Origin of the sequence: Vreelandella boliviensis LC1, from assembly GCF_000236035.1 — a bacterium.
Taxonomy (GTDB): Bacteria; Pseudomonadota; Gammaproteobacteria; order Pseudomonadales; family Halomonadaceae; genus Vreelandella; species Vreelandella boliviensis.
In genome coordinates, this window is record NZ_JH393257.1 from 1,473,372 (window position 1) to 1,488,381 (window position 15,010).

Genomic DNA, 15,010 nt, shown 5'->3' on the forward strand with positions numbered 1-15,010 from the left:
GGTGAACGGATTCACTGCTGGTACGCACATCGATTAAGACGGCCTCCATTTTGCTCACGAAGCGGTTGAAAGCACCGCTCATCTGGGCCACTTCATCGCGGCCTTGCTCGGGCAGTCGGCGGGTCAGGTCTCCCTCGCCACTAGCGATGTCATCCAGAGCATCCCGTGCCCGTTCGAGGCCGGCGAAGGTACGCTTGAGCCATAGGCTCAGCAGCAGGGCAGTAACGGCGATGATGATCAGCAGCGTAATCAACGATGAGTGGAGGATGGCGCGAAGGCCAGCAGTGGCCTCGCGTTCGTCCAGCGCGACGCCGAGCTCCCAGTCGGTACCCGCGATGGGGGTCGCCGATAGCCGCTTGTCCTGGCCGTCGACTTGAATAGGCTCCCAGGCGTCTCGGGTAGCGCTCAGCCGTCCGATAACGGCGGGGGTCAATGTCTCGCTGACCTGGCTCAGTGGCTTGAGAGTCAGCGCCGTGTCGGGGTGCGCGATCAGCGTCTCGCCGCCACTGCTCAGAAAGGCGAAGCTCGACGGCGTCGGCTGAATAGCGTTGACCTGATTGACCAGATTGTCGATCGCTACATCTCCGCCGACCACCCCATACAGGCGACCCTCACGCTTGACCGGCGTGGCAAAGGTAACTACTAAGCGATTGCTGTTGGCATCCACGTAGGGCAGCGAAACGATGGTGCTATCCTGATCCATGGCTGCTTGATACCAGCTGCGCTGGCGTGGGTCGTAGTCATTGGGTGGTATCCAGCCATCGGAAGAAAGGTGGCTGCCATCGGTTTGACCGTAAAAGGCTGCTATGAATCCGCCTGACTCGGCTAACTGTTTTAGGGGCTCGAGAGGGGCATTATCGATCACGGGCGCGCGAGCTGCTTCTAGCATCGCGGCACGGGCAGACACCCACTCTTCAATTGCCAGGGCGTTACCCTGTGCGATGGATGCCTGTTGCCGAGCTACCTGCTGCTCGTTGTGAGCCTGCAAGGTCAGATAGCTGACGGAGGCGTTAATGGTCAGTGCCAGCGTGATCACCACCAAAGTGATCATCAGAATGCGCAAGCGTAGGGACGACAGCATTAATAAAGTCTCGCTATTTAGGAAAATAAGGTCGGAAGTAGACCACTCGATACGTAACATCTGTTGTCATGCTATCGGCGCCGACGGATACGACTTTAGGTGTATGCTTCAGCGCGAGTAGCTATAGGTTCGTCAGGGAGGAAACAGGCGCCAGAGGAAACCGGTTTAATGCAGGATGGATAACGACGTAGGGGCCTCAAAATGAGGCCCCTATTAGGTGAGGACGTAGGTTGAGCGCGATCGCTCGAACCACCTTCCGTTGCCGCCGATTCCTTAAGCGTTTATCGTTCCGCTAATTCGGGAGCAGGCAGTTGATGTTTGCTATGAGAGTTTTCTCTCTCAAGCGTGAAGCCACCGACTAGCGCAGCGAGCCTATCCGCCTGATCGTTTAGCTGTTCAGCGGCGGTCGTCGACTCTTCTACAAGAGCGGCGTTTTGCTGGGTCATTTGGTCTAGGTCGGTGACTGCAATGCTCACTTGGCTAATGCCCTCGCTTTGCTCTCGAGCGGCGGTACTGATATCTCCCAGCATCTGGGTTACCCGCGTGACGCTTTCTGCTAGCTCGTGCATTGCCGCTTCCGCATCGCGAACCATTTGGGTACCGCTTTCAACCTTGCCTGCCGAGGTGTTAATACGCTGGCGGATATCCTTGGCGGCTTCGCTACTGCGTGAGGCTAACTTGCGAACTTCATCAGCGACCACCGCAAACCCGCGGCCATGTTCGCCGGCCCGGGCGGCCTCTACCGAGGCATTTAGCGCAAGCAGATTAGTCTGAAATGCGATGCCGTCGATGACGGTCACGATGGCCCGAATTTCATCGGAGTTTGAGCGAATATCATCCATCGTCGCCACCACTTGCTCAAAAGCGCTGTCGGTACGTGTGGCTAGCTGCGAGGCGGTTTGTGAAAGCCCACTGGCTTCTTGCGAGGCATGAGTGGTATGGCTAACGGTGCTGCTGATCTCTTCCATCGCAGAGGAGGTTTGCTGCAGGCTAGCAGCGGCCTGCTCGGTACGCCGTGAGAGGTCGTGGCCGCCTTGAGTAATCTCATTGGCTGCGTGGTTGACGGCTTCGCTGCTGCGGCGAACATCCAGCAGAATGGTCTGAATTTTTTCTGCAAAGGCATTGAACTGTTCAGCCACCGCGGCACTTTCATCACGCCCATATACCGGGAGACGTTGGGTAAGGTCACCATGGCCAGAAGCAATCTCCTCCATGCGGTTGGCGAGCCGCTTAAGGGGCCGCGCGATTCGCCCGCCGATCCACCATAGCGCTGCCACACCCAGTGCTGCTAGGAGTAGCCCTACCAACGTCATGCCCAGCGTGTTTTGCTGTCGCTGTTCACTGAGAACGCCTTGTAACTCATTCAGTTCGGCCAGTGCCACTGATTCTGGTAGCTGAAGCACCAGCACCCAGGGCTGTTCGGCATTGCCAAGGTTGATGGGTAAATAGCGCTCTAGCATGCCGTCATTTACACTGCTATATAAGCTGCCTTGTGCGGTGGCTTGTTCAATGCCTGTCAAAAGTTGGGCACTGAGGACTTCGCTGGCAGGTGAACCAAGCACGCCTTTTTCTGCGGTGTCCGCCACTAAACCGCCATGTCCTGCAACCAACACCATCCGGCCTGCACCGCTGTAAAGCTCTTGGTTGGCATTGCTTAGCAGCGTTTGGATAAAGTCAACAGCGAGGTCGATACCCGCGACCCCGCGAAACTCTCCACCTACCAAGATGGGTGCATTGAAAGAGGTTACCAATTGGGTTTCACCCCCGAAGTCGTAAGCCGCAGGATCGATAACACATGGGGCTAAAGTTTCACGCGGACACAGGTAATACTCTGCAGTGCGCACGCCACTAGGGAGAAGCGTTTCGTCTTCCAAGTCACCTAGCGGATCTAGTACCAATGAGCCGTCGCTGTTGCGGAACCACCAGGGCATAAAACGACCACTGCTATCATTGCCATAACGCTCCTCGTCGGCGTAGCGGGCATCGTCAGTAAACGCATTCGGTTCCCAGCCAATATAGACATCTATTAGATCCGGGTTGTCGACGAGGGTTTGTCGTACAAGGTTCGACAGCTGGCGGCGGCCGAGGAATAGCGCGCGCTGCCCCTCGCTATCTTCCAATCCCATGAGCGCGTTGATACTTGCCAACTGGTTGGCAAGTATCATTGGTTTATCCAACGCGCGTTGAATGCGATTACCTTCTGCATCGGCAATGGCATCTAAGCGCGCATTTAATGCACTTTCCATTAACGCGCCGGTATGCTCATTCACCGTTTGCTGGGTGCGGGCCGCGGCGACCAGGTTATAGATCACTAAAGCAGCCACAATCGTGAGCAAGCAAGGGCCCGCAAGTGCGACGACGAAAGAGCGTAACGAGCGAAAATGCATGGATTTTCCCTTTAGGTGATGTGATGGCGGCGGTTGTCATGTGCTTGATACGGCACTTGCAGGGCCGGTGTCGCGGCGTGAGACAGCTTAAAACTACTAATCGTCCCTGCCAGGTGGTCAGCCTGCTCTTTTAGCTGCTCGGCGGCGGTAGTGGACTCTTCCACCATGGCCGCGTTTTCCTGGGTCATGCGATCCAGTTCTGCGACAGCGATGTTGACCTGATTGATGCCATCGCTCTGCTCGCTGGTGGCCGCATTGATCTCCTCCAAGACATCGGTAACGCGGGTAATATGCGCGACGATGTCCTGCATAGTCGTCCCCGCATTACGCACCAAAGTGGTGCCGTTATTCACCTTGCTCTGTGAATCTTCAATCAGTTTTTGGATATCGTTGGCGGCATCACTGCTGCGCCCAGCCAGCATGCGTACCTCATCGGCCACTACCGCAAACCCCCTGCCATGCTCGCCAGCACGGGCGGCTTCCACTGAAGCGTTAAGCGCCAGCAGGTTAGTCTGAAAGGAAATGCTGTTCATAAGCGTGACGATTTCACCGATTTTATCGGAAGCGCGAGTGATGTCTTCCATGGTTGTCACCACATCCGCCACGACTTTGCCACCTTCATTCGCCACTTCAGAAGCGGTTTGAGAGAGCTTGTTGGCTTCTTTTGCGGATGCCGCCGTGTGTTGAACGGTACTGGTGATTTCTTCAATCGAGGCAGAGGTCTGCTGCAGGCTAGCGGCAGCGTTATCGGTGCGACGGGATAAATCCTGGCCGCCCATGGCGATCTCATTGGCCGCGTGGTGAACGGATTCACTGCTGGTGCGCACATCCACCAATACGGCTTCCATTTTGCCCACAAAGCGGTTGAAGGCCTTGGCAATTTGCGTGATCTCGTCATTGCCCTCTTCAGGCAAACGCCGGGTTAAGTCGCCCTCTCCCGAGGCGATATCATCCATCGCGTCACGCGCAACCAGTAAACGGCGCAGCAGCAGTGAGAGCAGTAAGCCAAAGACCACTGCAGTAATCGCAGCCACGATCAGCAGCGTCACTATCGACGTTGTCGCTATGCCGCGCAGACCGGCGGTTGCCTCGTGCTCGTCTAGCGCAACGATCAACTGCCAGCCGCTGTCGCCGCCAACGTTTCTGCCCATCAGCAACTTCTCGCTGTTTTGCAGTGAAAGTGCTTGAGGGGCATCGGCTCGGGTGATTTGGCTAAGCCGAGTGTCAGTCAGTTTATCGCTCAAACGCGTGGATGGCTCGAGTGTCATTTCAGCGTCAGGGTGCGCGATCAGGGTGCCATCTTCCGTGGTTAAAAAGCCAAAACTGGACGGCGTAGGGGCAATGCCGGTAACAATTTCGATCACATCCTCGATGGTAATGTCAGCACCGATGACTGCGGCCAACTGCCCATTACGATAGAAAGGGCGTGCAAAGGTAACGATCAAGCCCCCCGTTTGGGCATCCGTGTAAGGTGCCGTAATAATGGTGTCTTGCGCTTCGGCAGCGCCTTGGTACCAGGGCCGCTGGCGTGGGTCGTAATCACTAGGGGGTTGCCATCCATCGGAAAAAATAGCGTCTGGCGTGGAAGGGTAGGCAATGTAGGCAGTCATAAAGCTGCCTGAGCCTGCCAGTTGGCGTAGAGCGGCAAGCGGCTCGTCGCTATTGGCGGCGTCACCCATGCTAGACAGCATCGTATAGCGTGCGCTAAACCACTCGTTGATAGCTTGCGTATTACCGTTAACCACGGCACTAAGATTACGCGTTACTTGCTGGCTATTATGGTGTTTTACGGTGGTGTAGCTGGCAATGCCGTTAATTACCAGGGCGAGGGTAATCGCCACTAGTGCGGCCAATAAGATGCGTACTCGGAGGGTAGATAGCATAGTCGCTCTCGACGAAGAAGTGCATGTCAGTACTCGGGTAGGTACCGTTTATAATGTCTTCTAATCTATCGGCGAGAGCGACCCTTTCTTTAGGCTTAAACTTTCCTTAAGTTTCAGATATTACTAGCGTAAATCACTAACTGCATGTTGGATGTCGGCTAGTGAAGCTTTACTTAGATCTTTCGATAGGGAGTGAATCACCAGCTTCTGTGTGGGGCCATCAAGCTTATCCCGTAGTAGGCCTAAAAATTTGGGTGGCGCGACCATAATCAGCTTCTTTAAACTGTTACCCACACGGGCGTTATACAGGCGATTAGCGACCTCTTTGGCGAAAAGCTCGTTTTCATGCTTGGAGGCCGCCCCCTCTTCGCCGGAGGAGCGTGCCGTGCTGGACATCGACTCGTGCACATCGCCGCGACGGTCAGTGATCAAATCACCTTCATGCAGCCGTCCTTCTGCGTGAACCAGGCTCTCCTGCTCCGCCAGCGTTAAGGCATCACGAGTAAAGATACGTGCGCGAGCGGCGTCGGCTACCACGATATAGGTTGTCATCGCTGTGCATACTCCATGTCGTTGATGGTTCTTTAACCATGGCAAGCGTTTGGCGCTAGGTCAAACGATTACAGTACTTTGCTACGCAGCAAGCTGGTGACAGCTTCACCAATCAGAACCAGCACAATAATGGCAATCAAAATGGTCGCCACGGTAGGCCAGGCGAAGGTATCAATCGCACCCTGCAAAATAACGCCGATACCCCCGGCGCCCACTAGCCCAAGCACCGTCGATTCGCGGATATTGATATCCCAGCGCAGGATCACAATGGCAAAAAATGCCGGCATGACTTGCGGCACAATGGCGTAGGCGACCACCTTGGCCTTGGAGGCCCCGGTGGCTTCCATCGCTTCCACTGGGTTGCGGTCAATCTCTTCAATCGCTTCACCCATCAGCTTGCCGATAAAGCCAATGGAGCGAAACACAATGGCGAGTATGCCCGCTAACACGCCAGGGCCAAAAATCGCCACGAACAGCAGCGCCCAGATAATGGTATTCACCGAACGACTGGAGACCAGAATAAAGCGCCCTAGCCACAGGCAGGCGCGGTTGGGCGTGGTGTTCTGGGCGGCAATATAGGCCACTGGTAGCGCCAGGAAAATGGTTAAGAAAGTTGCCAGCGTAGCAATATGCACGGTCTCAATCAGCGCGGCGATAATGCCGTTTAGCCCCGCTGGGCTGGGCGGCCACATGCGCGCCCCAAGCGCGGAGATCTGATTGGGCGCATCCCATACCCAGGGCCAGAAAATATCAATATCGCGCACCGCCCATACCACTAACATCAAAGTCGCTAGCAGAACGGCGTAACGAATAAGGCGCTGTTTGCGGTCGTAGCGTTGCCAAACCCGGTCGGCAAGCTGCTGTGCGTGATCTACCATATTTTTTTCCTTACCCAGCCGCTGACACCTTCGCTGAGCAAAATGACCGCGATGATAATGAGCAGAATCGCAAAGGCGAAATCGTAGTCGTAGCGTCCAAAAGCGTTCATCAGCGTACCGCCAATGCCGCCTGCACCGACAATCCCGACCACCGCCGAGGCGCGCAAATTACTGTCTAGTTGGTACATGGAAAGCCCCACTTGGCGTGGTAGTATCTGCGGGAAAACGGCATAAAAAAGAATGGCGATATAACCCGCTCCAGCGGCTTTCATGGCCTCTACCTGGCCCCAGTTAATCTCTTCTATCTCTTCCGCAAGCAGCTTGCCTACGAAGCCAATGGAGTAGAGCGTTAAGGTGAGAATGCCCGCTAGCGGGCCAAACCCAACGGCGGCAACAAATAGGATGGCGACAATCACCGGGTGAAAGCTGCGCGATACAATAATCACTGCCCGACCAATGATATAGATAGGCATTGGGGCGATATTGCGGGCGGCCATGACGGCAAAGGGAATCGACAGGAAAACCCCTAACAAGGTGGCCAAAATGGCGATCTGGAAGCTCTCTTTAAAGCCCGTTAAGAGTAGTTCGTAGCGCTCTAAGTTGGGTGGAAAGCCACCGCTAAAAATACGTGCGGCGCGGGGCAGCCCTTCAGATATACGCGCCCAGTTGAAGGGCAGTGAGCCGAAGGCCCATACCAGGTAGACCACCGCCACCAGGATCAACCCGTAGCGCAGCACAGGGTTGGCAATAAACGGTGGCTTTTTCCAGGTGCGGGGCGCGGTGGAATGAGCTTCAGGCGGAGTCATGGGTGTGCTCCCCCGCTGGTGTATCGGTGATCGCGTCGTCCGGCGCTTCAATGCCGCCGTAAATAGCGTCTAACGCGTCTTTATTGAAGTCGGCAGGCAGCCCATCAAAGATCATCTTGCCGTGGCGAAGCCCCACGATGCGCTCGGTGTAGGTTTTGGCCTGAGCAACATTATGGATATTGATCAGCACCGGCAGCGACAGCTCGCTGGCCAAGCTCTGCAACAGAACCATAATCTGCTCAGAAGTACGCGGGTCTAGTGAGGCGGTGGGCTCATCGGCGAGCAGCACTTCAGGTTCCTGCATCAGTGCACGCACCACGCCTACCCGCTGGCGCTCGCCGCCGGAAAGCTCATCGGCACGCTTATTAGCGTAATGAGCAATGCCCACCCGTTCCATCAGGACAAAGGCACGCTCAATATCTGCTTGGGGGTAACGACGTGAAATCGCTTGGTAGAGATTGACGTAACCCAACCGCCCGGCTAGCACGTTCTCCATCACGGTTAAGCGATCCAGCAGGTTAAAGCCTTGGAACACCATGCCGATTTTGCGGCGCGCGCGACGCAATTCAGCTCCTTTAAGGTTCACTAGCTCATTGCCGTTGAGTTTGATGGAGCCGGAAGTCGGCTCAACCAAGCGATTGATACATCTCAACATGGTACTTTTACCTGCACCCGAGGCGCCTACGATAGAAACAACGCTGTTTCCCTCTACCTTGAGGTCAAGCCCTTTCAGCACGGCTTCATCGTGGCCATATCGTTTGACCAGATTGGTAATTTCCAGCATGTGTCCGCTTCCATCGTCGAGACAATAACCGCACCGCCAGCGGCGGTGCGCTACGTTTACTCTTCCAAGTTTTCTGGCGTATAGCTCACGTTATTGGCCGCTTGGATGGTGCGAATCACCTTCCAGTTGTCTTGGTAGTTGATGGGTATGAATTTCTCGACGCCCTCAAACTCTTCACCTAGCTCGGTGCCGATAAAATCAAAGCTGAAGAAGGCTTCTTCGATTTTTTCGACCAAATCTGGGTGCAGGTTATGCGCGTAGTTATACGAGGTGGTAGGGAAACGATCGGATTCGTAGATTAGGCGCACGTCCTCTTCATCGTAAAGACCGCGTGCCGCCATCCGCTCGACCACTTCGGAAGCGACCGGAGCCGCATCGTAGTCTTTAGCCACGACGCCCAGCATGGATTGGTCGTGACTGCCCGAGTAGACCACTTCGTAATCTTCTTCGGGGGTGATACCTAGTTCAGGCAGCAGAGCGCGTGGGGCTAAATTGCCCGAGTTGGAGGTGGGGGAGGTATGGGCAACGCGTTTGTCTTTGAGATCCTCAACCTCATGGATATCAGAGTCAACGTGGGTAAACAGCTGCAGGGTATAGCCAAATTGGCCGTCATCAGACCCCATTAACGCAAACGGCACGGCCCCGGCCAAGTTCACCGCAAAAGGGGTAGGGCCGGTGGAGAAACCGGCGATATGTAGCCGCCCGCTGCGCATGGCTTCAACTTGAGCAGCGTTGGACTGTACCGCAAAGAAGCGCACATCCCGCTCGGTGACCTCAGCCAAGTGATCGATAAACGGCTGCCAAATGTCCGAATAAATAGCCGGGTCTTCTACGGGGGTGTAAGCAAAAATCAGCGTGTCCGGATTAGCCCACTCAGACTCATCGGCAGGGCGGTCAGCGACCATATCGCCATCTTCATCGCAATAAATAGTATCCAAAACGCCGCGTTCACATTCAGCTTGGGCCTGGGTTGATAGCAGGGCAAGCGGTAGCAGAGATAGAGCGGTAAGCATCGCAAGCGGGCGCTTGCGGAAGAGCGAAGTTGCCATGGTAAGCCTCATTTGTACGTTATTGTTGTGTTTTTGCTATGGATCGAGCTGTGTTTCCTTTGCTGCGTTTTGCCACTAGTGAAAACGGAAAATGCTTCGTAAGTGGACATTCCGCGCCAAGGATGGTTATTTTCGAAAGCAGACACCTTCAATCTAGGGTTTGTGACAAACTTATGTCAAATACTTTACAGCCACTCTCCGACCATTGGCGCAACCGCTATTTATTAATGCGCCACGGCCATAGCCAGGCCAATCAGCAGGGCGTGATTGTCAGTTCGCCAGAGCGGGGGATAGAAAACTTCGGTCTTTCCACGTATGGCGAGCAACAACTTGCCCAGCTCGTTGCCGATTGGCAGTGGCCTGCGCCGACCCGCGTAGTGCATTCAGACTTTTTGCGTACCACGCAAACCGCCGCCCGAGTAGCCGCAAAGTTCGGGTTAGCACCCAGCGTGGATGCACGCTTGCGGGAGCGAAATTTTGGTGATCAGGAGGGGCTTGAAGACAAACACTATCCGAGCATATGGGCGTTAGATGCCGAAAATGCCGATCATCAACGCCATGGGGTAGAGGCAGTGAGTATGGTGGCGCAGCGTATGCAGGCAGTAATCGCTGATTGGGAACAAAAGGTAAGCGGCGAAACCATCCTGCTCGTCAGTCACGGTGATCCGCTGCAAATCCTGCTGACTGCACTGGCCGGGAAACCGCTGACGACCCACCGTGAGCAAACTCCGTTAGCACCCGCTAGCATCACTCTTTACGGGTATGGCGTGTAATCCACTGAAAGCTGTGTGGTAGTCTCTAAGAAAAGTAAAGAGAACCTGTTATGCCTGCTCCTTTTTCGCCGGATGCGACAAGCCTGCTAAATGCCCTTGCCGTGGGCAGCCATGCACTAATCGACGCGCACTTTTGGAGTGAGGGCGTCGATCAGCTATTGGCGGCGCTAGGGGAAGCATCTGGGGTCAATCGGGTGTGGATATTTCAAACCATAGAGCGCAACCCAAACGGTGTCCTACAGGATTTTGTTTTTGAGTGGGCATCTTCATCCCATTATCGTGAGCGAACGCAAAAACGCTTTCGCTTTTTTACCACGCTGATCGACGATCCCGAGTATGAGGAAATGGTCAATCGTCGGGAGCGCGGTGACTCGCACACTTGTATTACCTCGAAAGTGGATCTAGGAACGCTGCGCGACAATTTGGAAAGCCAGTCGATTCAATCGATGGTGACCGTACCGATTATGGTGGATGGCCAGTGGTGGGGCACGTTGGGCTTTGATGACTGTGAGCGCGAAGTTGACTGGGAGGGGGCGGGGTTGCAGGCGCTAGTGATCGGCGCTGAACTAATCGCCTCGGCTATTTATCGTCAGCAGCTTACCCGCAGGCAGCGTCAGGTCGATCTGCTTCAGCAGGTTGCCGCCTGCGGCACCTGGGAGATCAACACGCGCAGCGGCGCCACCTGGTGCTCTTCGGCGCTGCTGCTATCGCTGGGTTATCCTGGCGATTACGCTAGGCTCCCGTTGCGTCGCTTACTGGCCCATGCCATGCCCACCGATCGCTTACGGGTGTTTGGTTTGATTCGCGAGTGCCATCAGCGGCTGCAAACCCAATGCCGTATTGATGTCCAGCTCAGGGTCGCAACCGGGCAGTGGCGCTGGCACGAGCTGGTGATGGAAAGTTACTACTCCGATGATGGCTACTTGGCGCGTATTGGCGGTCTAGTCATTGACATTAGCCAACGCAAAAAAAGCGAAGAGCAGGCCTGGGCAGCGGCGGAGTTTGATGCCTTGACCGGCACGCGCAATCGGCGTGGCTTGGCTAATCACTTAGCGCAGCTCAATGAGCGGCCGGTAGCGACAGCCTATTATTTGCTGATGATTGATATTGATTACTTCAAACATATCAATGATCGCTATGGTCATCCCGCGGGTGATGCGCTGCTGGTGGAGATGGCAAAGCGTGTCCATGATGTCCTGCGGCCCGAAGATTGTCTGGCAAGGCTCGGCGGTGAAGAGTTTGCCGTTACAGCGGGTGATTTATCGCCCCAACAGGTAGTCCAGCTGGGTGAGCGTATTCGCGAACGAATAGCCCAGCAGCCGTTTTATCTGACGGCGGGTGATTCGCAAACGCCGCTGATGGTGACACTCACCGTCAGTGTGGGAATTGCCCCTCTGGCGCTCACCAGTGATTTAGACCACAGTCAGGCAGTAGCCGTTGCCCAGGCCGACCAAGCGCTCTATGCCGCCAAAGAGACGGGGCGCAATCGTGTCGTTGCGCACTGGCAGCCGTGAGAACGGCTACTGATAAGGTTTATTGCTGCGACGGCGGGATCCAGGCGATCATATCGACTTCCACATCGGCGCCACCGGCTAAGCCTGTCACTCCAATGCAGGTGCGGGTAGGTAGCGGCTGCGGAAAGTAGCTCGCGTAGACTTTATTAACTTCTTCGAAATGACCCATGTTGGTAATAAATACCCGGGACTGCACCACATACTCGAAGGCACTGCCGACTTCTTCCAGCACAATCGCCAGGTTCTGCATCACCCGATGGGTCTGTTCGGTGAAGGTGCCCAACAGCATTTCGTTAGTTTCCGGCACCGTTGGCATTTGCCCGGTGATAAACACCAAGTCGCCTACGCGACAGGCGTGGGAAAACGGTGCGATGGGCTGGGGCGCGCGGTCAATAAACAGTTTTTCAATCATGCTTTTATCCTTTTTTTAATGATATCGTTGCGAGGAGTGGAGCGACGAAGCAATCTTGTTTGTGTTGGCAGGATAACCTCAAGATCGCCGCGCTACGCTCGCGATGACATGCTGTTTTTTTGAAGTTTTAAGACATCATGGGCCTCAAGTGAGGCCCATGATGATTGACTTATCCACAGCGGCTTTGTCGCTGGGGCTGTGTATTAATGCCCCAGTATCTGGCTTAGGAACAGCTGAGTACGCTCGGATTGTGGGTTGTTGAAGAAGGGTTCAGGTGCGTTTTCTTCAATAATTTGCCCCTGATCCATAAAGATCACCCGGTCAGCCACTTGTTTGGCGAAGCCCATTTCGTGGGTCACGCAGATCATGGTCATGCCCTCTTCCGCCAGTTCCACCATAACGTCCAGCACCTCTTTGATCATCTCGGGGTCGAGTGCAGAGGTGGGCTCGTCAAACAGCATCACGTCAGGGTGCATGCACAGCGATCGGGCAATCGCCACCCGCTGCTGCTGACCGCCTGAAAGCTGCCCTGGGTATTTAGTCGCCTGTTCGGCAATGCGTACCCGCTCCAGGTATTCCATCGCCAGCGCTTCGGCCTCTTTGCGGGGTTTCTTTTGTACCCACATTGGCGCGATACAGCAGTTTTCCAGCACTGATAAATGCGGGAAAAGATTGAAGTGCTGAAACACCATGCCGACGCTACGGCGAATCTGCTCAATACGCTTAACGTCTTGGGTTAGCGGTATACCGCCCACCACGATTTCACCTTTTTGATGCTCTTCAAGGTGGTTAATGCAGCGAATTAGCGTTGATTTACCCGACCCCGAAGGGCCGCATACCACGATACGCTCGCCGCGCTTAACTTCCAGATAGATATCCCGTAGTACGTGAAAATCGCCGTACCACTTGTTGACGTTGCGCATCTCGACCATTAGGTCAGAAGTACTGGTGTCAGACGTACTGGTTTCAGAGTTGTTAGTGGCTGCTTGTGTCATGTTGAAATCCTACTTAAAACGTAATGAGATGCGGCGCTCGCTCTTGAACTAGCGATTGAACTAGTACCTGAGCTAGTGCTTATGGCCGGTGTTTAGCTTGCGCTCTAAATACTGGCTGTAGCGCGACATGCTGAAACAGAAGATCCAGAACACGAACGCGGCGAATACATACCCCTCGATAGAGAAGCCCAGCCAGCGCGAGTCGGAAAGCGCCGCTTGCACAATGCCCAACAGGTCAAACAGCCCGATGATCATCACCAGGGTGGTGTCTTTAAACAGCGAGATAAACGTATTGACGATACCGGGAATCATCATTTTTAGTGCTTGCGGCATCACAATCAGCCCCATGCGCTTCCAATAAGTCATTCCCAGCGCTGCGGCGGCTTCGTCTTGACCTTTGGGAATGGCCTGTAAACCACCGCGAATAACCTCGGCCATATAGGCGCTCTGAAACAGTGTGAGGCCGATCAAGGCGCGTATCAGGCGATCCACGCTGAGTTCTGAAGGCAGGAACAGCGGCAACATCACCGAGGCCATAAACAGAATGGTGATGAGCGGCACGCCGCGCCAAAACTCGATAAAAATCACGCAGAAGGTTTTGACGATAGGCATGTTCGAGCGCCGCCCAAGGGCGAGCACGATGCCAATCGGCAGCGCGCCAATCATTCCTACGCTTGCCAGTAGCAGGGTCAGCATTAGGCCGCCCCAGCGGTGGGTGGAAACCCGCGGCAAGTCAAAGTAGCCGCCGTGTAGTAGCACGTAGGCGATCACCGGGAAGATCAGCAGTGCAAACAGTGTCATCCAGCGCTTAAACGGCAGCCGCGGGATGACCATCCAGGCAATAATACCCGCGAACATGGCAAACACGATATTGGCGCGCCAATACTCCTCACTGGGGTAAAGGCCGTACATAAACTGGGAAAACCGCGCGTTGACGAATACCCAGCAGGCACCCACCCGTGAACAATCTTCACGGCTATCGCCCACCCAGTCGGCATCAATAAACGCCCACTGAACCGTTGGCACCACCAGCAGGTACAGCACATACAGGCCCAACAGCGTAAAGATGCTGTTGACGGGACCGTTGAACAGATTGCCGCGTAACCAGGCAATCGGGCCAATGGTGCCTTTAGGGGCCGGGCGCTGAGGTATGGTTTCTTTGTTGTGAATCATGGGGTCGCCTCCGGCCTAGCGTTCAACTAGCGCAACGCGAGCGTTGAACCAGTTCATGAACATGGACACCAGCAAGCTGATGATCAGATATACCGCCATGGTCATGGCAATCACTTCGATGGCCTGACCGGTCTGGTTGAGCGTGGTACCGGCGAAAACCGAGACTAAGTCGGGGTAGCCGATGGCGGTGGCCAGTGACGAGTTTTTAATCAGGTTAAGATATTGGCTAGTGAGCGGCGGAATGATGACGCGCATGGCCTGGGGGATGACCACCAAACGTAACACTAATTTGCGCGGCAAGCTCAATGCCTGGGCGGCTTCCGTTTGGCCATGGGGAATGGCCTGGATGCCCGAGCGCACAATCTCCGCAATAAAGGATGCGGTATAGATAGACAGTGCCAGCCACAGGGCCAAAAATTCGGGAATGATAGTAATGCCACCGCCGAAGTTAAAGCCGCGCAGTACCGGCATCTCCCAGGTGACCGGGACACCGGTGGCCACCAATATCAGCAATGGCAGGCCAAAAATAATCACCAGCGACATCCAGAAAACCGGCAGGCGCTTTCCGGTGGCTTCATGGCGGCGCCTGTTCCAAATGACCAGTGCAATGCTGGCAATGATTGCCACTACAAAGGTAGCGGGGATCAGCCCAAATCCAGACTCAAACAGCGGTTGAGGCAGGTACAACCCGCGAACATTGAGGAAAATGGCTTCGCCAAACGC

14 protein-coding genes are annotated in these 15,010 nt (G+C 55.0%); 2 read left to right on the forward strand and 12 right to left on the reverse strand.

The window, feature by feature from the left end:
• From KUC_RS19960 to phnD, 8 genes are all read right to left on the reverse strand, one after another.
• Positions 1-1,081: methyl-accepting chemotaxis protein (locus KUC_RS19960; RefSeq protein ID WP_244264747.1), on the reverse strand; the 1,081-nt coding region annotated here is incomplete at its 3' end.
• A gap of 281 nt (positions 1,082-1,362) precedes the next feature.
• Entirely contained in the window at positions 1,363-3,468 is a 2,106-nt protein-coding gene (locus KUC_RS06570) for a methyl-accepting chemotaxis protein (protein WP_007112368.1), read from the reverse strand.
• Between the two features lie 11 nt (positions 3,469-3,479).
• The gene (locus KUC_RS06575) at positions 3,480-5,351 is read right to left on the reverse strand and encodes a methyl-accepting chemotaxis protein (RefSeq protein WP_040479762.1); all 1,872 of its coding nucleotides are present in this window, start codon (positions 5,349-5,351) and stop codon (positions 3,480-3,482) included.
• Positions 5,352-5,474: 123 nt separating this feature from the next.
• Positions 5,475-5,903, reverse strand: a complete 429-nt coding sequence (locus tag KUC_RS06580) for a host attachment protein (protein ID WP_007112370.1) — start codon at positions 5,901-5,903, stop codon at positions 5,475-5,477.
• 68 nt (positions 5,904-5,971) lie between these two features.
• Entirely contained in the window at positions 5,972-6,781 is an 810-nt protein-coding gene (gene phnE / locus KUC_RS06585) for a phosphonate ABC transporter, permease protein PhnE (RefSeq protein WP_007112371.1), read from the reverse strand.
• On the reverse strand, positions 6,775-7,587 hold the full coding sequence (gene phnE / locus KUC_RS06590; RefSeq protein ID WP_007112372.1) for a phosphonate ABC transporter, permease protein PhnE: 813 nt from the start codon (positions 7,585-7,587) through the stop codon (positions 6,775-6,777). The genes phnE (KUC_RS06585) and phnE (KUC_RS06590) overlap by 7 nt, the downstream gene beginning before the upstream one ends.
• A complete protein-coding gene (gene phnC, locus KUC_RS06595) occupies positions 7,574-8,371 on the reverse strand; it encodes a phosphonate ABC transporter ATP-binding protein (RefSeq protein WP_007112373.1) in 798 nt (265 codons plus the stop codon). Before phnC ends, phnE (KUC_RS06590) begins: the two co-directional genes overlap by 14 nt.
• Positions 8,372-8,427: 56 nt before the next feature.
• Entirely contained in the window at positions 8,428-9,420 is a 993-nt protein-coding gene (gene phnD / locus KUC_RS06600; RefSeq protein ID WP_007112374.1) for a phosphate/phosphite/phosphonate ABC transporter substrate-binding protein, read from the reverse strand.
• 173 nt (positions 9,421-9,593) lie between these two features.
• On the opposite strand from phnD, the gene KUC_RS06605 reads away from it, so the two are divergent.
• Positions 9,594-10,193, forward strand: a complete 600-nt coding sequence (locus KUC_RS06605) for a histidine phosphatase family protein (protein WP_007112375.1) — start codon at positions 9,594-9,596, stop codon at positions 10,191-10,193.
• A 50-nt stretch (positions 10,194-10,243) separates the two neighbouring features.
• On the forward strand, positions 10,244-11,707 hold the full coding sequence (locus KUC_RS06610; RefSeq protein ID WP_007112376.1) for a sensor domain-containing diguanylate cyclase: 1,464 nt from the start codon (positions 10,244-10,246) through the stop codon (positions 11,705-11,707).
• Between the two features lie 19 nt (positions 11,708-11,726).
• On the opposite strand, the gene KUC_RS06615 is transcribed toward KUC_RS06610, so the two are convergent.
• From KUC_RS06615 to KUC_RS19965, 4 genes are all read right to left on the reverse strand, one after another.
• Positions 11,727-12,119 (reverse strand): RidA family protein, encoded by a 393-nt coding sequence (locus KUC_RS06615; protein WP_007112377.1) that lies wholly within the window; start codon positions 12,117-12,119, stop codon positions 11,727-11,729.
• 203 nt (positions 12,120-12,322) lie between these two features.
• Entirely contained in the window at positions 12,323-13,051 is a 729-nt protein-coding gene (locus tag KUC_RS06620; protein ID WP_040480329.1) for an amino acid ABC transporter ATP-binding protein, read from the reverse strand.
• 135 nt (positions 13,052-13,186) lie between these two features.
• Positions 13,187-14,287, reverse strand: coding sequence for an amino acid ABC transporter permease (locus KUC_RS06625; RefSeq protein WP_007112379.1), 1,101 nt, complete (start codon positions 14,285-14,287; stop codon positions 13,187-13,189).
• A 15-nt stretch (positions 14,288-14,302) separates the two neighbouring features.
• Positions 14,303-15,010, reverse strand: a 708-nt coding sequence (locus tag KUC_RS19965; protein WP_244264748.1) for an amino acid ABC transporter permease, incomplete at its 5' end; no start/stop codon positions are given.

Coding starts and splice junctions, on each gene's coding strand:
- KUC_RS06570 (WP_007112368.1), bottom strand. CDS start 3,468: ATGCATTTTCGCTCGTTACGCTCTTTCGTCGTCGCACTTGCGGGCCCT.
- KUC_RS06575 (WP_040479762.1), bottom strand. CDS start 5,351: ATGCTATCTACCCTCCGAGTACGCATCTTATTGGCCGCACTAGTGGCG.
- KUC_RS06580 (WP_007112370.1), bottom strand. CDS start 5,903: ATGACAACCTATATCGTGGTAGCCGACGCCGCTCGCGCACGTATCTTT.
- phnE (WP_007112371.1), bottom strand. CDS start 6,781: ATGGTAGATCACGCACAGCAGCTTGCCGACCGGGTTTGGCAACGCTAC.
- phnE (WP_007112372.1), bottom strand. CDS start 7,587: ATGACTCCGCCTGAAGCTCATTCCACCGCGCCCCGCACCTGGAAAAAG.
- phnC (WP_007112373.1), bottom strand. CDS start 8,371: ATGCTGGAAATTACCAATCTGGTCAAACGATATGGCCACGATGAAGCC.
- phnD (WP_007112374.1), bottom strand. CDS start 9,420: ATGGCAACTTCGCTCTTCCGCAAGCGCCCGCTTGCGATGCTTACCGCT.
- KUC_RS06605 (WP_007112375.1), top strand. CDS start 9,594: ATGTCAAATACTTTACAGCCACTCTCCGACCATTGGCGCAACCGCTAT.
- KUC_RS06610 (WP_007112376.1), top strand. CDS start 10,244: ATGCCTGCTCCTTTTTCGCCGGATGCGACAAGCCTGCTAAATGCCCTT.
- KUC_RS06615 (WP_007112377.1), bottom strand. CDS start 12,119: ATGATTGAAAAACTGTTTATTGACCGCGCGCCCCAGCCCATCGCACCG.
- KUC_RS06620 (WP_040480329.1), bottom strand. CDS start 13,051: ATGGTCGAGATGCGCAACGTCAACAAGTGGTACGGCGATTTTCACGTA.
- KUC_RS06625 (WP_007112379.1), bottom strand. CDS start 14,287: ATGATTCACAACAAAGAAACCATACCTCAGCGCCCGGCCCCTAAAGGC.